Origin of the sequence: Kitasatospora sp. NPDC058406 (assembly GCF_042722765.1) — a bacterium.
GTDB lineage: Bacteria > Actinomycetota > Actinomycetes > Streptomycetales > Streptomycetaceae > Kitasatospora.
Window position 1 is genome coordinate 1 of sequence record NZ_JBHXKE010000120.1, and the last position, 20,846, is coordinate 20,846.

General features: G+C 75.8%; 2 protein-coding genes and 1 pseudogene. All 3 read right to left on the reverse strand.

Annotated features, from left to right (window positions below):
- The coding region (locus tag ACFWOG_RS23160; protein ID WP_380360704.1) for an SDR family NAD(P)-dependent oxidoreductase at positions 1-3,014 on the reverse strand (3,014 nt) is incomplete at its 3' end.
- Positions 3,012-5,990, reverse strand: a pseudogene (locus tag ACFWOG_RS23165) (type I polyketide synthase); the annotation flags it as partial. The pseudogene ACFWOG_RS23165 and the gene ACFWOG_RS23160, both read right to left, overlap by 3 nt.
- The gene (locus ACFWOG_RS23170; RefSeq protein ID WP_380360700.1) at positions 5,987-20,716 is read right to left on the reverse strand and encodes a type I polyketide synthase; all 14,730 of its coding nucleotides are present in this window, start codon (positions 20,714-20,716) and stop codon (positions 5,987-5,989) included. The pseudogene ACFWOG_RS23165 and the gene ACFWOG_RS23170, both read right to left, overlap by 4 nt.
- Positions 20,717-20,846: the final 130 nt, after the last annotated feature.

Consider the following 20,846-nt stretch of genomic DNA (forward strand, 5'->3'; position numbering starts at 1 on the left):
TCCACCGCGTCCACGTCCCGCGCCGACAGACCCGCCGACTCCAACGCCTGCCGGATCACCCGCTGCTGCGACGGACCGTTCGGCGCCGTCAGACCGTTCGACGCACCGTCCTGGTTCACCGCACTGCCCCGCACCACCGCCAGGACCGGGTGCCCCAGACGCTGCGCGTCCGACAACCGCTCCACCAGCAGCATGCCGACACCCTCGCCCCACCCGGTACCGTCCGCGCCCTCGGCGAAGGACTTGCACCGACCGTCGGCCGCGAGGCCCCGCTGCCGCGAGAACCCGACGAACGTCCCCGGCGTCGCCATCACCGTCACGCCACCGGCCAACGCCAGCTCGCACTCCCCGCTGCGCAGCGCCTGCACCGCCAGGTGCAGAGCGACCAACGAGGACGAGCACGCCGTGTCGACCGTGACCGCCGGACCCTCCAGACCGAAGGTGTACGACACCCGGCCCGACGCGATGCTCCCGCCGGTCCCCATGAAGCCCTCGACCTGCGCCTCGGCCTGCTCCAGGACGGTCGCGTAGTCGCCGTACATGATGCCCGCGAACACGCCGGTGCGGGATCCGCGCAGGCTCCGGGGGTCGATCCCGGCCTGCTCGAACGCCTCCCACGACGTCTCCAGCAGCAGCCGGTGCTGCGGGTCCATCGCCAGCGCCTCACGCGGCGAGATCCCGAACAGCCCGGGGTCGAAGTCGGCCGCGCCGGTGAGGAATCCGCCGTCGCGGGCGTAGGAGGTGCCGGGGTGGTCCGGGTCGGGGTGGTACAGGTTCTCGATGTCCCAGCCACGGTCCTCGGGGAACGGCACGATCCCGTCCCGCCCGGACGCGACCAGCTCCCACAGGTCCTCCGGCGAGGCGACGCCCCCGGGGAACCGGCAGGCCATCCCGACGATCGCGATCGGCTCGTCCACGCGGACGGCCTGCACCGGCGCGGCCACGGTGGGGGCGGCGCCGGCCAGCTCCGCGCCGACGTGACCGGCCAGCAGGGTGGCGTTCGGGTAGTCGAAGACCAGCGTGGACGGCAGCCGCAGCCCGGTCGCGGCGGCGAGGCGGTTGCGCAGCTCGACGGCCGTGAGCGAGTCGAAGCCCAGTTCGTTGAAGGCCCGCTTCGGATCGACGTCCTCGGCCCGGTCGTAGCCGAGGACGTCCGACACCTGGGCCCGGATCAGCCCGAGCACCGCCGTGACGCGCTGCTCGACGGGCAGGCCGGCCAGCCGCAGGCCCAGGGAGGTACCGGCGGCCGGGCCGCCCGGGGTGTGGACCAGCCCGCGCAGCAGCGCCGGGGCACCGACGGCCTCGCGGAGTACCGCGGTGTCGACCGCGAGCGCAGCGACCAGCGGCCGTCCACCGGAAAGCGCCGCGTCGAAGGCCGCGAGCCCCTGCTCGGCGGTCAGTGGCAGGACACCACCACGCCGCATCCGCTCCCGGTCCGCGTCGGTGAGCGTCTCACCCATCCCCGCGTCCCACAGACCCCACGCCAGCGACGTCGCCGGCACACCCCGCGACCGCAGCTCCGACGCGTACGCGTCCAGGAACGTGTTCGCAGCGGCGTAGTTGGCCTGGCCCGCGTTACCGAACAGACCCGCCACCGAGGAGTACAGGACGAACGCACTGAGTGCCCGGCCCTCCGTCGCGGCGGCAAGGTTGCGCGCCGCGTCGACCTTCGCCCGGAACACCACGTCCAGGCGCTCCGGGGTCAGGGACTCCACCATCCCGTCGTCCAACACACCGGCCGCGTGAACCACCGCCGTCACCGGCTCGCCCCGCAGCGCTGCGGCGACCGCTTCCGCGTCCGCCACGTCACAGGCCACCGCCCGCACCTTCGCCGAAGCGAGCTCCTCGACGAGCCCGGCATCCCCACCGGAACGGGACAGCAACAGCAGGTCACGGACACCGTGGTTCTCGACCAGGTGCCGGGCCACCAGGCCACCGAGCGTGCCGGTCGCACCCGTCACGACGACCGTGCCGTCCCCGAACTCCACCGGCGCGGACACGGAACCTGACAGGCGCACCAGACGCGGCACAGTGACCACGCCCTCACGAACGACGGCCTGCGGCAGCGGATAGAACACGTCCTCAGCCGCGTCCACCAGATGGAGCCGGCCCGGATGCTCAGCCTGCGCCGACCGCACCAGACCCCACAACGCGGCGCCATCGGCGTCGGTGATCTCCGTACCTTCCGCACCGAACGTCCGCACCACCAGGCGCGATTCGGACCACGCCGCGTCGGCCAGCCACGACTGGAGCAGCACCAGCAACCGGGCCGCCCGCTCCCGGGCCGCACCCGCCGCCGTCGCATCCACGATCAGCACGGGGGCCGGGGCCGGCAGCGGATCGCCCAGCGCCATCACGGCCGTGGCCGCGTCCGACGCGGACACCTCCTGGACCACCCAGTCCAGCCCGAACAACACACGGTCCGCCGCACCACGCGCCAGCTGACCGGCCGTCACGGGTCGGAGCCGGAGCGCGTCCACCTCGGCGACCGGGATCCCGGTCCCGTCCGCGAGCAGGAGGCGCACCTCGTCGGTGCCGTCCCCCCGGGAGAGGCGGACGCGCAGCTCCCGGGAAGCCGTTCCGGTGATCCGCACACCGGTGAAGGCGAACGGCAGCCGCACCTCCCCGTCCGGCAGCAGTTCCCCCGCGCCGATCGCGTGCAACGCCGCGTCGAACAGTGCCGGGTGCATGCCGTACCCGTCGGTCGGCTGGTCGACCGCAACCTCCGCGAACACCGTCCCGCCGGCCCGCCAGGCCCGGCGCAGACCCCGGAACGCCGGGCCGTAGGACAGACCCGCATCGGCGAACGCCTCGTACAGCCCGTCGATCGCGATCTCGTCGGCACCGCTCGGGGGCCAGGCGACCAGGCTGAGGTCGGCGTCGACCCCGGCGGCCGGGGCGAGCGTGCCCTCGGCGTGGGTGGTCCAGGTCTCGGCGTCGCCGTCCTCGGGCTGGCTGTAGACGGTGACCGTGCGGCGGTCCGCGTCGGCGGCGGGCCCGACCCGGACCTGCAACCGGACGCCGCCCTGCGGCGGGATCACCAGGGGCTCACGCAGGATCAGCTCGTCGACACCGTTCGCGCCCACCCGTCGTCCGGCGGCGAGGACGAGGTCCAGCAGGGCGGTCCCCGGGACGAGCACGGAGCCGAACACCTGGTGGTCGGCGAGCCAGCCGGGAGTCCCCGCGGCCAGCCGGCCGGTGAGCAGGGCGCCGTCGCCGTCGGCGAGCAGCATCGCGGCGCCGAGCAGCGGGTGGTCGGACGCGTAGAGACCGACCGAGGTGACGTCGCCGGTCCCGGCGGCGGTCTCCAGCCAGTACCGCCGGCGCTGGAACGGGTAGGTGGGCAGGTCGGTCGGGCGGGCGCCGGTGCCGTCGAAGAGGACCCGCCAGGTGACGGGCTGCCCGTGGACGAACAGCTCGGCGACGGCGGTGAGCAGCGTGGTGGCCTCGTCGCGGTCGCGGCGCAGGGCGGCGACGGCGACCGTGTCGGGGCCGCTCTCGCGGGCGATCAACGCGGTCAGGACGCCGTCGGGGCCGAGTTCGAGGACCCGGTCCGCTTCGAGGGCGGTGACGGCGTCGGCGAAGCGGACCGGGCGGCGGACCTGGTCGACCCAGTACTCCGGGTCCGACCACTGACCGGGCGTCACGGCCTCGCCCGTCACCGTCGAGACGGCGGGAAGCACCGGGTCGTGGAAGGTCAGACCGCTCACCACGGCCCGGAACTCCGCCAGCATCGGCTCCATCAGCCGGGAGTGGAACGCGTGACTCGTCCGCAGCCGCGACGTCTTCCAACCCCGCTCGGCAGCGAGTCCGGCGATCCGCACGATCTCGTCCTCGGCACCGGAGACGACCACCGCGGCCGGCCCGTTGACCGCCGCGAGGTCGATGTCCGGGAATGCCTCCCGAACCTGGGCCTCCGACGCCCCGACCGCCAGCATCGCGCCACCCGCGGGCAGCGCCTGCATCAACCGGCCCCGCGCCGCCACCAGCCTCGCCGCATCCGGGAGCGACAACACACCCGCCGCATGAGCCGCGGCGATCTCACCGACCGAGTGACCCGCCACGACATCCGGCGTCACACCCCAGGAGCGCACGAGGGCCAGCAGCGCCACCTCGACCGCGAAGATCGCCGGCTGCGCCCAGCCGGTCAGGTCCAGCCGCTCCCGGTCCTCCAGGACCTCCCGCAGCGGAAGGTCCAGCGCCGCACACACCTCGTCGAAGGCCGTCGCGAACACCGGGAACGCCTCGGACAATTCGCGGCCCATGCCGACCCGCTGCGACCCCTGGCCGGTGAACACCACCGCCAGCCGGCCCTCGACCGCCGTGCCCCGCACCACCGCGTCGCCCAGCAGCACGGCCCGCTGCTCCAGCACCGCCCGCGAGGTCAGGGCCACCCCGATGTCCAGCGGATCCGCGGCCAACGCCCGCACCCGCTGCATCTGCGTCTCCAGGGAGCCCGCCGACCGTGCGGTCACCACCAGCGGCACCACCGGCAGCGGGGCTGCCACCACCGGCTCGCCCGACCCTTCCGGCTCGGCCGCCGGCACCGGCGCGGGCGCCTCCTCCACGATCACGTGCGCGTTGGTCCCGCTGATCCCGAAGGACGACACGCCCGCCCGCCGCGGCCGACCGGTGGCCGGCCAGGGCCGCGCCTCCGTCAGCAGCTCCACCGACCCGGCCGACCAATCGACCTGCGACGACGGCGCGTCCACGTGCAGCGTGCCGGGCAGCAGCCCGTGCCGCATCGACTGCACCATCTTGATGATCCCGGCGACACCGGCCGCCGCCTGCGTGTGCCCGAGGTTGGACTTCACCGAACCCAGCCAGAGCGGCTCGCCGCCGGCCCGGTCCTGGCCGTACGTCGCCAGCAGCGCCTGGGCCTCGATCGGGTCGCCCAGCCGGGTCCCCGTGCCGTGCGCCTCCACCGCGTCCACCTCGGACGCCGCCAGCCCGGCCTGGGCGAGGGCGGCGCGGATCACCCGCTGCTGCGACGGGCCGTTCGGCGCCGTCAGACCGCTGGAGGCGCCGTCCTGGTTCACCGCCGTGCCCCGCACCACCGCCAGGACCGGGTGTCCCAGGCGCTGCGCGTCCGAGAGGCGCTCGACCAGCAGCATGCCGACGCCCTCGCCCCACCCGGTGCCGTCCGCGCCCTCCGCGAAGGACTTGCACCGGCCGTCGGCGGCCAACCCGCCCTGGCGGCTGAACTCGACGAACGTGGTCGGCGTGGCCATCACCGTCACGCCGCCGGCCAGTGCCAGGTCGCACTCGCCGTTGCGCAGCGCCTGCGCGGCGAGGTGCAGGGCGACCAGCGACGAGGAGCACGCGGTGTCGACCGTGACCGCCGGGCCCTCCAGGCCGAAGGTGTAGGAGATCCGCCCCGAGGCGACGCTGCCCGCGTTACCGTTCCCCAGGTAGCCGGCGACGCCGTCCGGCAGTTCCAGGGGCCGCGAGCCGTAGTCGTGGTACATGATCCCGGCGAACACCCCGGTGCGGGGGAACGACGCCGCCGTGGGGTCGAGGCCGGCCCGCTCGAACGCCTCCCAGGTCGCTTCCAGCAGCAGCCGCTGCTGCGGGTCCATCGCCAGCGCCTCGCGCGGCGAGATCCCGAACAGCTCGGGGTCGAAGCCGGCCGCCTCGTGCAGGAAGCCGCCCCGGAGCCGGGCCTCCCGGTCGAGTTCGCCGCTCTCGTGGTCGTAGAGGCCCTCGACGTCCCAGCCCCGGTCGGTCGGCGGAGCGCCGATCGCGTCGGAGCCGGTGGCGACCAGCCGCCACAGGTCCTCGGGGCCGTCGACCCCGCCGGGGTAGCGACAGCTCATGGCGATGATCGCCAGGGGCTCGCTGTTCCGGTACTCCAGCTCCTCCACCCGCTGGCGGGCGGCACGCAGGTTCGCCGCCGCGCGCTTGAGGTAGTCGAGGTACTTCTCTTCGGTCCCGGCGGAGTCGCTTACGGATGTCACGGCGGAGCCGCCTTCGGGGTTGGGCCGGCTCACTGGGTGCCGAGCTCGTCGAGGAGGTCGAAGATCTCGTCGGCGGTCGCCGACTCGATGTCGTCGGTACCGGCACCGTCCACGGACGCGGTCCAGGCGGCGGCGAGGGTGCGCAGCCGCTGCCCGACCGCTTCGCGGTGCCCGTCGTCGAGGGCCGCGGCCTTGAGGCGGGCCTCCAGGCCGGCGATCTCGGCGTAGAGGGCGTCGGCGGGACCGGCCCCGGGTGCCTGGTCGGGGCGGAGCAGCTCGCCGAGGTGCCGGGCGAGTGCGGTCGGCGACGGGTGGTCGAAGAGCAGGGTCGCGCTCAGGCGCAGTCCGGTCTCGGTGTGGAGCCGGTTGCGGAGCTCCACCACGGTCAGCGAGTCGAAGCCGAGTTCGAGGAACCCGCGGGTGGGCTCGACGTCCTTGGGCGACGCGTACCCGAGGATGCCGGCGGTGCGGGCCCGGACCAGGTCGAGCAGGGTCCGGTCGCGCTCCGCGTCGTTCAGCGGGGCAAGCCTGGCCGCGAGCGTCGGGGCGGGCGCGGTGTCGGTGGCCCGGCGGGGCACGGTGACGAGCCCACTCAGCAGCTCGTGGACGGGGGCGTCGCCCGCCGCGGCCCGGACCGCGCCCAGGTCGAGTGCGATCGGCACCGCCAGGGGCCGCCCGGCGGCGAGGGCGGCGTCGAAGGCGGCGAGGCCGTCGGCGGAGGTGAGGGCGCCGAAGCCGGTGCGGGACAGGCGGTCCCGGTCGGCGTCGGTGAGGGTCTCGCCCATTCCGGCGTCCCACAGGCCCCAGGCGATCGACGTCGCCGGGACGCCCTGGGCCCGCAGTTCGGTCGCGTAGGCGTCCAGGAACGTGTTGGCGGCGGCGTAGTTGGCCTGGCCGGCGTTGCCGAACAGGCCGGATGCCGAGGAGTAGAGGACGAAGGCGTCGAGCGTCCTGTCCTTCGTCGCGGCGGCGAGGTTGCGGGCTGCGTCGACCTTCGCCCGGAGGACGGCGTCGAGCCGCTCCGGGGTGAGGGACTCCAGTGTCCCGTCGTCCAGCACACCGGCGGCGTGGATCACCGCGGTCACCGGCACGTCCCACAGGGCCTCGGCGACGGCTTCCGCGTCCGCCACGTCGCAGGCCACCGCCCGGACCTTCGCCGGAGCGAGCTCCTGCGCGAGTCCGGCGTCCCCACCGGAACGGGAGAGCAGCACCAGGTCACGGACACCGTGCGTCTCGACCAGGTGCCGGGCGACCAGCCGCCCCAGGGTGCCGGTCGCACCGGTCACCACGACCGTGCCGTCCCCGAACTCCACTGCCTGCGCACCGTCGACGCGGACCAGGCGCGGCACGGTGACCACCCCGTCGCGAACGACGGCCTGCGGCAGCGGGTGGAACACGTCCTCGGCCGCGTCCACCAGGTGGAGCCGGTCCGGGTGCTCGGCCTGCGCCGACCGCACCAGACCCCACAACGCGGCACCGTCGGCGTCGGTGATCTCCGCGCCCGCCGCACCGAACGTCCGCACCACCAGGCGCGATTCGGACCACGCCGCGTCGGCCAGCCACGACTGGAGCAGCACCAGCAACCGGGCCGCCCGCTCCCGGGCCGCACCCGCCGCCGTCGCGTCCACGATCAGCACGGGGGCCGGGGCCGGCAGCGGATCGCCCAGCGCCATCACGGCCGTGGCCGCGTCCGACGCGGACACCTCCCGCACCACCCAGTCCAGCCCGAACAGCGACCGGAGGCCCGTCCGGACGGTGCCGACCTGCTCCGCGGTGACGGGGCGGAAGGCCAGTTCATCGATGGTGAGCACCGGCGCACCGGTGCTGTCGAGGGCGACCAGCCGGACCGCGCTGTCGCCCACCAGGGTGAGGTGGACGCGGAGCGCGACGGCGCCGACGGCGTGCAGTCGTGCGCCGCTGATCGCGAACGGCAGGCGGACGGTCCCGTCGAACAGTCCGGTCGCGCCGATCGCGTGCAGGGCCGCGTCGAGCAGGGCCGGGTGCACGCCGAACCCGTCGGGATCCACGGCGTCCGGCCGCACCTCGGCGACCACCCGGTCGCCGTCGCGCACCGCGCCGACCAGGCCCCGGAACGTGGGGCCGTACGACAGGCCCGCGTCGGCCAGCCGTTCGTACAGGCCGTCGAGCGGGACGGGTTCGGCGCCCGGCGGCTGCGCGGGGAGCGACGACGGCGCCCCGGTGCCGGTGCCGCGGTCGTCGGTGGTGAGGTCGTCGGTGGCGAGGTGGCCGGTGGCGTGCGTGGTCCAGCCCTCGGCGCCGTCGGGCTGCGCGTAGACGGCCAAGGCGCGGCGTCCGTCGTCGCCGGGGGCCCCGACCGTGACCCGCAGCGCGACGCCACCGGTGGCCGGCAGCGAGAGCGGCACCTGGAGCAGCAGTTCGTCGAGGACGGGGGTTCCGGACCGGGCACCGGCGGCGAGGGCGATGTCGATCAGGGCGGCGCCGGGGAGGACCGTGACGCCGAAGACGGTGTGGTCGGCCAGCCAGCCCGGCGACCCGGCCGCGAGCCGCCCGGTGAACAGCAGCGCGTCGCCCTCCGGGAGCGTCACGGCCGCGCCGAGCAGCGGGTGTTCGGCCTCGTGCAGGCCGATGCCGGCCAGGTCCCCGACCGGGTCGACGACGTCGATCCAGAGCCGCTGGTGCTGGAACGGGTAGGTGGGTAGGTCGAGCACCGGCGCCGGGGCGGGGCCGAACGTGGCGGCCCAGTCGACGTCCTGGCCGGCGGCGAAGAGCCGGGCCGCCGCGGTGAGCAGCGTCTCGACCTCGCCGCGGTCGCGGCGCAGGGTCGCGACGGCGGTCCGCTCGGGGTCGGTGTCCTGCACGAGTGCGGTGAGGACGGCGTCCGGGCCGACCTCCAGGATCCGGCCCGCGTCGAGGGCGGTGACGGCGTCGGCGAAGCGGACCGGCTCACGGACCTGTCGCACCCAGTACTCCGGGTCCGACCACTGACCGGGCGCCACCGGGGCGCCGGTCACCGTGGAGACCGCGGGGACCACCGGGTCGGCGAGGCCGAGCGTCTCCACGACCGCGCGGAACTCGTCGAGCATCGGCTCCATCAGGCGGGAGTGGAACGCGTGACTGGTCCGCAGGCGGGACGTCTTCCAGCCCCGCTCGGCAGCGAGTTCGGCGATCCGCGCGATCTCGTCCTCGGCACCGGACACGACCACCGCGGCCGGGCCGTTGACCGCCGCGAGGTCGATGTCCGGGAACGCCTCCCGCACCTCCGCCTCCGACGCCCCGACGGCCAGCATCGCGCCGCCCGGGGGCAGCGCCTGCATCAACCGGCCCCGCGCCGCCACCAACTTCGCCGCGTCCGCCAGGGAGAGGACCCCGGCGGCGTACGCGGCCGTGATCTCACCCACCGAGTGACCGGCCACGACATCCGGCGTCACACCCCACGAGCGCACGAGTGCGAGCAACGCCACCTCCACCGCGAAGATCGCCGGCTGCGCCCACGCGGTCCGGTCCAACCGTTCCCGGTCGCCCAGGACCTCCCGCAGCGGAAGGTCCAGCGCCGCACACACCTCGTCGAAGGCCGTCGCGAACACCGGGAACGCCTCGGACAACTCCCGGCCCATGCCGACCCGCTGGGACCCCTGGCCGGTGAACACCACCGCCAGCCGGCCCTCGGCGGCGCGGCCGATCGCCACCGGTTCCCCGGTGCCGGGGCTCAGCAGCACCGCGCGGTGCGGCAGCACGGCGCGGCCGGTCAGCGCGTGCCCGAGGTCCCCGGGCCGGAGGTCCGGGCGGTCGCGGAGCAGGGCCGGTGTCCGCTCGACCAGTTCGGCCAGCGCCGCCGGGTCGTTGGCCGACACCACCAGCGGCACCGTGCGGGTCACGGTCGGGCGCGGCGCGACCTCCTGGGCGGGGGGTTCCTCCAGGATCACGTGGGCGTTGGTGCCGCTGATGCCGAAGGAGGAGACCCCGGCCCGGCGGGGGTGCGCGGCGCGCGGCCAGGGGCGGGCCTCGGTGAGCAGTTCCACGTCCCCGGACGCCCAGTCGACCTGGGGGGTGGGCGCGTCGACGTGCAGCGTGCGGGGCAGCACGCCGTGCCGCATCGCCTGGACCATCTTGATGATGCCGGCCGCCCCGGCCGCCGCCTGGGTGTGCCCGAGGTTCGACTTGATCGACCCGAGCCAGAGCGGCTCGCCGCCGTCCCGGTCCCGCCCGTACGTCGCCAGCAGCGCCTGGGCCTCGATGGGGTCGCCGAGTGTCGTGCCGGTGCCGTGGGCCTCGACGGCGTCGACGTCCCGCGGCGTCAGACCGGCGTTCGCCAGCGCCTGGCGGATGACGCGCTGCTGCGACGGGCCGTTGGGGGCGGTGAGGCCGTTCGAGGCACCGTCCTGGTTCACGGCGGTGCCCCGGACGACCGCGAGCACGCGGTGGCCGAGGCGCCGGGCGTCGGAGAGCCGCTCGACGAGCACCATGCCGACGCCCTCGCCCCAGCCGGTGCCGTCCGCACCCGCCGCGAAGGACTTGCACCGGCCGTCGGCCGCCAGACCCCGCTGCCGCGAGAACCCGACGAAGGTGTCCGGGGTGGCCATCACGGTCACGCCGCCGGCCAGCGCGAGGTCGCACTCGCCGGAGCGCAGCGCCTGCGCGGCGAGGTGCAGGGCGACCAGCGAGGAGGAGCACGCGGTGTCGACCGTGACCGCCGGGCCCTCCAGGCCGAGCGTGTAGGAGATCCGGCCGGAGGCGACGCTGCCGGAGTTGCCGGTGCCGAGGAAGCCCTCGACCTCCTCGGGTACGGCGGTCAGCCGGCCGAGGTAGTCGTGGTACATCAGCCCGACGAAGACACCGGTGCGGGAGCCGCGCAGGCGCAGCGGGTCGACGCCGGCGTGCTCCAGGGTCTCCCAGGAGGATTCGAGCAGCAGGCGCTGCTGCGGGTCCATCGCCATGCCCTCGCGGGGGCTGATCCCGAACAGGCCCGGGTCGAAGTGCGCGGCCTCGTAGAGGAATCCGCCTTCGCGGGCGTAGGAGGTGCCGGGGTGGTCCGGGTCGGGGTGGTAGAGCCCCTCGACGTCCCAGCCGCGGTCGGTCGGGAACAGGCCGATGCCGTCCCGGCCCTCGTCCACCAGCTTCCACAGCTCGTCCGGAGTGGTGATCCCGCCCGGGTAGCGGCAGGCCATCCCGACGATCACGACGGGGTCGTCGTCGGCCGGGGTGGTGGCGGTCGGGGCGGGGGCCGTGACCGGGGCCGGGGCCGCGCCGGACAGTTCGGTGGTGAGGAACTCGGCGAGGGCGGTGGCGTTCGGGTAGTCGAAGATCAGGGTCGCGGGGAGCCGCAGCCCGGTCTCGGCGGTGAGCGCGTTGCGCAGCTCGACGGCGGTGAGCGAGTCGAAGCCCAGCTCGCGGAAGGCCCGGGCGACGGGGACGGCGTCGGGGCCGGGGTAGCCGAGGACGGCGGCGGCCTGGGTGCGGACGGTGGCCAGGGCGGCCTGGACCCGTTCGGCGTCCGCCAGTCCGGCGAGGTGGCGGGCCAGGGTGCCGCCGCCGGTCGCGGTCCCGGCCGTGGCGGCGCGCCGGCGCCCGGCGTTCGGGACCAGGCCGTGCAGCAGCGGGGGCAGGCCCTCGGCGCCGCGGAGCACGGCCAGGTCGAGCCGGAGCGGGACGGCGACCGGGCGGTCGGCGGCGAGGGCGGCGTCGAAGAGCGCGAGGCCGGCTTCGGCGTCCAGCGCGCCGAAGCCGCCCCGGGCCAGCCTGCGCAGGTCCGCCTCGGAGAGCGCGGCCCCGAGGCCGGCGTCCCACAGGCCCCAGGCGAGGGAGGTCGCGGGGACTCCCTGTGCGCGCAGTTCGGTCGCGTAGGCGTCCAGGAAGGCGTTGGCGGCGGCGTAGTTGGCCTGGCCGGCGTTGCCGAACAGGCCGGCCGCGGAGGAGTAGAGGACGAAGGCGCCGAGCGTCCTGTCCTTCGTCGCGGCGGCGAGGTTGCGGGCGGCGTCGACCTTCGCCCGGAAGACGGCGTCGAGCCGCTCCGGGGTGAGGTCGGTGAGCAGGCCGTCGTCGATGGCGCCGGCGGCGTGGACGACGGCGGTGACCGGCTCGTCCCGGAGCGCCGCGGCGACCGCGTCGGGGTCGGACAGGTCGCAGGCGAGCGAGCGCACCTCCGCGCCCTCGATCTCGATGCCCCCGCCGGAGCGGGTGAGCAGGAGCAGCCGGCCGACGCCGTGGGCCCGCACCAGGTGGCGGGCGACGAGGCCGCCGAGTGTGCCGGTGGCGCCGGTGACCACCACGACGCCGTCGCCGAACTCCGCGCGGCCCTCGGCGTGCAGCCGGGCCAGGCGCGGCACCTTGACCGCGCCGTCGCGGACCAGTGCCTGCGGCAGCGGGTGGAACGCGGTCTCGGCCGCGTCCAGCAGGTGGATGCGGTCCGGGTGTTCGGCCTGGGCCGACCGCACCAGGCCCCACAGGGCGGCGCCGTCGGGGTCGGTGATCTCCTCGCCGACGGCGCCGAAGGTGCGCACCACCAGCCGGGAGTCCGACCAGGCGGGGTCGGCCAGCCAGTCCTGCAGCAGCGTCAGCAGGTCGGCGGCCCGGTCGCGGGCGGCGCCGGGCGCCGTCGCGTCCACGGCGAGCACCGGCGCGGGGGCCGGCAGCGGCTCGCCGAGCGCGATCACGACCGGACGGTCGGCCGGGGAGCCGGTCGGGAGCGTGGCCGGGGCGGCCGGGTCCTGCGCGGTCCACTCGACGGTGAACAGCGAGCGGGCCGCCTCGGTGCGACCGGCCGTGGTCCCGTCCGCGCCGACCGGGCGGAAGACGAGGCCCTCGACGGTGGCCACGGGAGCGCCGGCGGCGTCGACCGCGTCGACCCGGACGCTCTCGCCGGACGGCCGGAGCCGGGCGCGCAGCAGTCCGGCACCGTCGGCGTGCACGGTGACGCCCGTGAACGCGAACGGCAGGCGGGTTTCGCCGTCGGCGGCGGCCTCGGTGTCCTCGCCGGTGCTCAGGCCGTGCAGGACGGCGTCGAGCAGCGCGGGGTGCACGCCGAACCCGTCGGGTTCGCCGGTCAGTTCCGCCTCGACGAAGAGGTCGTCGCCCTGTCGCCAGACCTCGCGCAGGCCCCGGAAGGCCGGCCCGTACGTGTAGCCGGCGACGGCCAGCCGGTCGTAGAGGTCCTCGGTGGGCAGGCGGGTCGCCCCGGCCGGCGGCCAGCCGAACGCCTCGCCGGCCGTCCGGGCCGCGCCGACGAAGCCGGTGGCGTGGACGGTCCAGGCGTCCTCGGTCCCGGCGGCGGGCTCGCCCGGGTGGGAGTGGACGGTGACCGGGCGACGGCCGGTCCCGTCCTCGGCGCCGACGCTGACCTGCACGGCGACGCTGTCCGCGGCGCCGAGCCGGAGCGGCTGCCGGAGCACCAACTCGTCGACGGCGGGGGCGCCGACCACGGCGCCTGAGGCGAGGGCGAGTTCGAGCAGCGCCGTGCCCGGCACCAGGACGGTGCCCAGGATCGTGTGGTCGGCCAGCCAGGGCTGTGCGCGCAGCGAGAGGCGGCCGGTGAGGACGGTGCCCTCGCCGCCGGCCAGCGGCACCGCCGCCCCGAGGAGCGGGTGATCGGCCGGGCGCAGTCCGAGGCTCGCCGGGTCGGTGCCCGCGCCGGTGGCGGCCTGCGGCCAGTAGCGCTGCCGCTGGAAGGCGTAGGTCGGCAGGTCGGACAGCGGGGCGCCGGCGCCGTCGAGGACGCCCGTCCAGTCGACCTCGGCGCCCCGGGTGAACACCGTCGCGACGCCGGTCAGCAGGGTGGTGACCTCGTCCCGGTCGCGGCGCAGGGTCGGGACGGCGAGCGCGTCCGGCGCGTTGGCGCCGACCAGGGCGGTCAGCACGCCGTCCGGGCCGACCTCCAGGAAGCGGGTGACGCCCTGCGCGGTCAGCGCGGTGACGGCGTCGGCGAAGCGGACCGGGCGGCGGACCTGGTCGACCCAGTACTCGGGGTCGGTCCAGCGCAGCGGTTCCCCGGGTTCGACGGTGGAGACCGCGGCGAGCTGCGGCGCGGCGAGATCGAGCCCGCGGACGACCGCGCGGAACGCGTCCAGCATCGGCTCCATGAGCCGGGAGTGGAAGGCGTGGCTCGTCCGCAGGCGGCCGGTCTTCCAGCCGCGTTCTGCGGCCGGACCGGTGATCCGGGCGATGTCCTCGGCGGCGCCGGAGAGCACGACCGCGTCCGGCCCGTTCACCGCGGCGACGTCGACGTCCGGGAACGCCGCGCGCACCTCGGCCTCGGACGCGCCGACCGCGAGCATCGCGCCACCCGGGGGCAGCGCCTGCATGAGCCGGCCCCGGGCCGCGACCAGCACCGCCGCGTCGGGCAGGGAGAGGACCCCCGCGGCGTGGGCGGCCGTGATCTCGCCGATCGAGTGACCGGCGACGACGTCGGGCGTCACGCCCCAGTGCCGGAGCAGGGCCAGCAGCGCCGTCTCGACCGCGAACAGGGCGGGCTGCGCGTACGCGGTCCGGTCGAGCGCGTCCGGGTCGGCGAAGACGACCAGCCGCAGCGGCTCGTCGAGCAGCGGGTCGAGGTGCGCGCAGACCTCGTCGAACGCGGTCGCGAAGACCGGGAAGGCCGCGTAGAGCTGTTCGCCCATGGCGAGGCGCTGCGCGCCCTGGCCGGTGAAGAGCAGGGCGAGCCTGCCGTCGCCCGCCTCACCCCGGGCCGCGGTCTCCCGCCGCTTGAGCGCGCGGAGCAGCTGGGCCCGGTTGGGCGCCAGGTAGGCGGCCCGGTGGGTGAGTGCGGCCCGGCCCGCGGTGGTCCGGGCGAGGTCGAGGAGGTCGGTGTCCGGGTGGGAGTCGAGCCAGTCGCGGAGGCGTTCGGTCTGCGCGTCGAGGCCGGCCTCGGTGGCCGCGGAGACGACGACCGGCAGCACCGGCAGCGTGCTGCGGCCGCGCGGGCGTTCGTCCTGCTCGACGACGGCGGGCGGCTCCTCCAGGATGACGTGGGCGTTGGTGCCGCTGACGCCGAACGCGGACACGCCCGCCCGGCGGGGCTTCGGCCCGGCGGCCCAGGGCCGGGCCTCGGTCAGCAGCGCGACGGCGCCGGAGCTCCAGTCGGCCTGCGGGGTCGGCGCGTCGACGTGCAGCGTCCTGGGCAGCCGCCCGTGCCGCATGGCGAGGACCATCTTGATGATGCCGGCCGCACCGGCGGCGGACTGGGTGTGGCCGATGTTGGACTTCACCGAGCCGAGCCAGAGCGGCTCGCCGTCCCGCTCCTGGCCGTAGGTGGCCAGCAGCGCCTGGGCCTCGATCGGGTCGCCGAGTGTCGTCCCGGTGCCGTGCGCCTCGACGGCGTCGACGTCCTGCGGCGTCAGGCCGGCGTTCGCCAGGGCCTGGCGGATGACGCGCTGCTGGGACGGGCCGTTGGGGGCGGTGAGGCCGTTCGAGGCGCCGTCCTGGTTGACCGCACTGCCGCGCACGACGGCCAGCACCTCGCGCCCGGCGGCCCTCGCCGAGGACAGCCGCTCGACGAGCAGCATGCCGACGCCCTCGGCCCAGCCGGTGCCGTCGGCGGCGGCGGCGAAGGACTTGCACCGGCCGTCGGTGGCCAGCCCGCGCTGGCGGGAGAACTCGGTGAACGTGCCGGGGGTGGCCATGATCGTCACGCCGCCGACCAGTGCCATGCCGCACTCGCCCTGGCGGAGTGCCTGCGCGGCGAGGTGCAGGGCGACCAGCGAGGACGAGCAGGCGGTGTCGACGGAGACGGCCGGCCCTTCGAGGCCGAAGGTGTAGGCGATCCGCCCGGAGGCGACGCTGCCGGCGCTGCCGGTGCCGAGGTACCCGCTCAGGTCCTCGGCGCTCTCCTCCAGCAGGGAGACGTACCCCTGGTGGGTGGTGCCGACGAAGACGCCGACCTGTCGGCCGCGGAGCGCGAGCGGGTCGAGGCCGGCCCGTTCGAACGTCTCCCACGCGGTCTCCAGCAGCAGCCGCTGCTGGGGGTCCATCGCGAGGGCCTCGCGCGGGCTGATGCCGAACAGGCCCGGGTCGAAGCGGTCGGCGTCGCGGACGAAGCCGCCGTTGACGGTGTAGGAGGTGCCCGACCGGTCGGCCCGGTCGGCGTCGGGGTCGTAGAGGCCGTCGAGGTCCCACCCGCGGTCGGCCGGGAACGGGCCGATCGCGTCGGTCTCCGCCGCGACCAGGTCCCACAGCTCGTCGGGCGTGCCGACGCCGCCGGGGAAGCGGCAGGCCATCGCGGTGAGCACGATCGGGTCGTCGTCGGCGGGTACGGCCACCGGCGCGGCGACCGCCGGGGCGGCCTCGACGCCGGAGACCTCCTCGCGGAGGTACCGGGCGAGCGCCAGCGGCGTCGGGTAGTCGAACGCGAGGGTCGGGGAGAGGCGCAGCCCGGTCTCGGCGGCCAGCGCGTTGCGGAGCTCGACCGCGGTGAGCGAGTCGAAGCCCAGCTCGCGGAACGGGCGCTTGACCGCGATCGCGTCGGCGGACGGGTAGCCCAGGACGTGCGCGGCGTGGCCCCGGACCAGGTCCACCAGGGCGGCCTCGCGCTGCGCCGGGGGCAGGTCGGCCAGCCGGGAGCGCCAGCCGGTCTCGGCCACCGGCACGTCGCCGGCCAGGCCGGCGACCTCCGGCAGGTCCTCCAGCAGGGGCCGGCGGCGGGCGGCGGCGAACGTCTCGACGAAGGACGCCCAGTCGACGTCGGCGACGGTGAGCAGCGGCGCGACTCCTGCGGCGGCCCTCCGCAGGACGTCGATCGCCAGGTCGGGGGCCATCGGGGCCAGTCCGCGCCGGCTCAGCGCGGCGCCGGTGTCGCCCTCGGCGGCCATGCCCGCCTCGGCCCACGGGCCCCAGGCGAGCGAGGTGGCGGCCAGGCCGCGGGCCCGGCGGCGCAGCGCCAGGGCGTCGAGGCCGGCGTTGGCGGCCGCGTAGGCGCCGCCCCAGCCGCTGCCCCAGGTGGCGGCGATCGAGGAGAACAGGACGAACGCGTCGAGCTCCGTGTCGCCGAGGAGTTCGTCGAGGTGCAGGGCGCCGGCGGTCTTCCCGGCGAGCACCGGGGCGAGCGCGGCCGCGTCGAGGTCGGCCAGGGGCGCGCCGTGCGCGATGCCCGCGGCGTGGACGACCGCGGTGAGCGGGGCCTGCGGGTCGGCGCCGGCGAGGTCGAGGAGGGCGGCGACCGCGGCGCGGTCGGCCAGGTCGGTGGCGACGAGGGTGACGCGCGCGCCGGTGGCACGGATCTCGTCGGCCAGCTCGTGGGCACCGGGCGCGTCAGGCCCGCGCCGGCCGGCGAGGACGAGGTGGGCGGCGCCCTGGGCGGCGGCCCAGCGGGCCACCTGACCGCCGAGCGCGCCGGTGCCGCCGGTGACGAGGACGGTGCCACGCGGCTGCCAGCCCTCGTCGGGCCCGGCCGCGGCGTGCGCGAGGCGGCGGACGAACAGGCCGGCCGGGCGGATCGCGATCTGGTCCTCGGCGTCGAGACCGCCGGCGAGGACCGTGACGAGCCGGTCGGCGGCGCGCGGGTCGAGGGTGTCGGGGAGGTCCAGCAGGCCGCCCCAGCGGTCCGGGTACTCCAGGCCGACCACCCGGCCAAGCGCCCAGGTCTCGACCCGGGCGACACCGGTGACGCGGTCGTCGGGCCCGGTGGTGACCGCGCCGCGGGTGAGGATCCACAGGGGGGCGGTGACGGCGGCGTCCTCGACGGCCTGGGCGAGGGCGAGCGTGCCGGACAGCGCCGCGGGGACGCCGTCCTCGTCGGCCGTCTCCGAGGCGTCGCCCAGCGCGAGCAGCGAGACGACGCCGGTGACGCCGTCGAGCTCGCGCAGCCGGGCCGCGAGCGTGGCCCGGTCGGCGGCGGGGACGGTCACGACGGCGGCGCCGGCCCGGGTGAGGACCTCGTCGACGCCGTCGGCGGCATCGGTGGCGGCGGCATCGGTGGCGGCGGGCGCGACCAGGACCCAGGTGCCGGTGAGGGGCCGGGAGGTCGGGTCGGGCAGCGCCGTCCAGGTCTCCCGGTAGCACCAGCCGTCGGCCACGTCCCGCTGCTGCTTGCGGCGGCGCCAGGAGGAGAGCGCCGGGACGAGCGCGCCGAGTGTCTCCCGGTGGGCCTCGGCGTCGATGCGCAGCTCGTTGGCGACGACGCTGAGGTCGGCGGAGTCGATCGCGGCCCAGAAGCCGGCGTCCGCGTCCGTCGCTGCGACGGCCTCGCGGGGGGTCGGACGGAGCCAGTACCGCTGGTGGGAGAAGGGGTAGGTGGGCAGGTCGGTCGGGCGGGCGCCGGTGCCGTCGAAGAGCACCCGCCAGGTGACGGGCTGCCCGTGGACGAACAGCTCGGCGACGGCGGTGAGCAGCGTGGTGGCCTCGTCGCGGTCGCGGCGCAGGGCGGCGACGGCGACCGTGTCGGGGCCGCTCTCGCGGGCGATCAGCGCGGTCAGGACGCCGTCGGGGCCGAGTTCGAGGACCCGGTCCGCGTCGAGGGCGGTGACGGCGTCGGCGAAGCGGACCGGGCGGCGGACCTGGTCGACCCAGTACTCCGGGTCCGACCACTGACCGGGCGTCACGGCCTCGCCCGTCACCGTCGAGACGGCGGGAAGCACCGGGTCGTGGAAGGCCAGACCGCTCACCACGGCCCGGAACTCCGCCAGCATCGGCTCCATCAGGCGGGAGTGGAACGCGTGACTCGTCCGCAGCCGCGACGTCTTCCAGCCCCGCTCCGAGGCAAGATCCGCGATTCGCACGATCTCGTCCTCGGCACCCGACACGACCACCGCGTCCGGCCCGTTGACCGCCGCGAGGTCGATGTCCGGGAACGCCCCGCACACCTCGCCCTCCGACGCCCCGACCGCCAGCATCGCCCCACCCGACGGCAGCGCCTGCATCAACCGGCCCCGCGCCGCCACCAACTTCGCCGCATCCGCCAGGGAAAGAACCCCGGCGGCGTACGCGGCCGTGATCTCACCCACCGAGTGACCCGCCACGACATCCGGCGTCACACCCCACGAACGGACCAGCGCCAGCAGCGCCACCTCCACCGCGAAGATCGCCGGCTGCGCCGAACCCGTACGGTCCAGCGACTCCGCGTCCAGCCCGTGCAGCCTCAGCCCCAGCGCCTCGCACACCTCGTCATAGGCGGTCGCGAACACCGGGAACGCCTCCGACAACCCGCGGCCCATGCCAACCCGCTGCGACCCCTGCCCGGTGAACACCACCGCCAGCCGGCCCTCGACCGCCGTGCCCCGCACCACCGCGTCGCCCAGCAGCACGGCCCGCTGCTCCTGCACCGGCCGCGCGGTCAGGGCCACCCCGATGTCCGACGGATCCGCGGTCAGCGCCCGCACCCGCCGGACCTGGGCCTCCAGCGAATCGGCGGAACGTGCGGTCACCACCAGCGGCACCACCGGCAGCGGGGTCGCCACCACCGGCTCGCCCGCCGGCACCGGCGCGGGTGCCTCCTCCACGATCACGTGCGCGTTGGTCCCGCTGATCCCGAAGGACGACACACCGGCACGGCGGGGCCGCTCGCCCGCCGGCCAGGGCCGTGCCTCCGTCAGCAGCTCCACCGACCCGGCCGACCAATCGACCTGGGACGACGGCGCGTCCACGTGCAGCGTCCGGGGAAGGACCCCGTGCCGCATCGACTGCACCATCTTGATGATCCCGGCGACACCGGCCGCCGCCTGCGTGTGCCCGATGTTCGACTTCAGCGACCCCAGGCGGAGCGGCTCGCCGCCGGCCCGGTCCTGGCCGTACGTCGCCAGCAGCGCCTGGGCCTCGATCGGGTCGCCCAGCCGGGTCCCCGTGCCGTGCGCCTCCACCGCGTCCACGTCGGCCGGGGAGAGACCGGCCGACACCAGGGCCTGGAGGATGGCGCGCTGCTGGGCGCCACCGTTCGGCGCGGTCAGGCCGTTGGACGCGCCGTCCTGGTTGACCGCGCTGCCCCGGATCACCGCGAGGACGGGGTGCCCCAGGCGCTGCGCGTCCGAGAGGCGCTCGACCAGCAGCATGCCGACGCCCTCGCCCCAGCCGGTGCCGTCCGCGCCCTCGGCGAAGGACTTGCACCGGCCGTCGGCGGCGAGACCGCCCTGCTTGGCGAACTGGCCGAAGGAGTCCGGGGTCGACATGACCGCCACGCCGCCGGTGAGTGCGATCGAGCACTCCCGGCTGCGCAGGGCGCGACAGGCCAGGTGCAGGGCGACCAGCGAGGAGGAGCAGGCGGTGTCGATGGTGACGGCCGGGCCCTCCAGGCCGAACGTGTAGGCCAGCCGGCCGGAGAGGACGGCCGGGGCGGTGCCGGTGAGCAGGTGGCCGAGGACGCCGTCGGGAAGGTCCTCGACGTACGAGCTGTACCCCAGGTAGCTGCCGCCGACGAAGACGCCGGCCTGGGTGCCGCGCAGCGTCGCCGGGTCGATCCGGGCGTTCTCGAAGGTCTCCCAGGCCACTTCGAGCAGGACCCGCTGCTGCGGGTCCATCGCCAGCGCCTCGCGCGGGCTGATCCCGAAGAACGCGGGGTCGAAGTCGCCGGCGTCGTGGAGGAAACCGCCGGTGCGGACGTCGTCCTCGGCCGCCGCGGCCGGGGCGAACCAGCCCTCCCAGCCCCGGTCCGTGGGAAACCCGGAGACGGCGTCCCGGCCCTCGTCCACCAAGGCCCAGAGGTCCTCGGGGGAGGACACCCCGCCGGGGTACCGGCACCCCATCGCCACGACGGCGATCGGCTCCTGTTCCGCGGATTCCAGCTCGGTGAGGCGCCGGCGGGTCTGGGCCAGGTCCGCGCTCACCAACTTGAGGTAATCGCGAAGGGTTTCCTCAGTTGCCATTCAGCTTCACCTCTGCGGATGACCGAACGCACGTCGAATCGAGCGACGTCCGAAATCGAAGGCCTCGAAAAGCAGCCCGACGCTGAGGCTAGGAGCTCCGGATTGCCACCCGGAACCCCTAGCGCTCCCC

What these genes read in the sequence shown, in the direction of transcription:
- ACFWOG_RS23170 (WP_380360700.1), bottom strand. Translation starts at nt 20,716, where the DNA reads ATGGCAACTGAGGAAACCCTTCGCGATTACCTCAAGTTGGTGAGCGCG.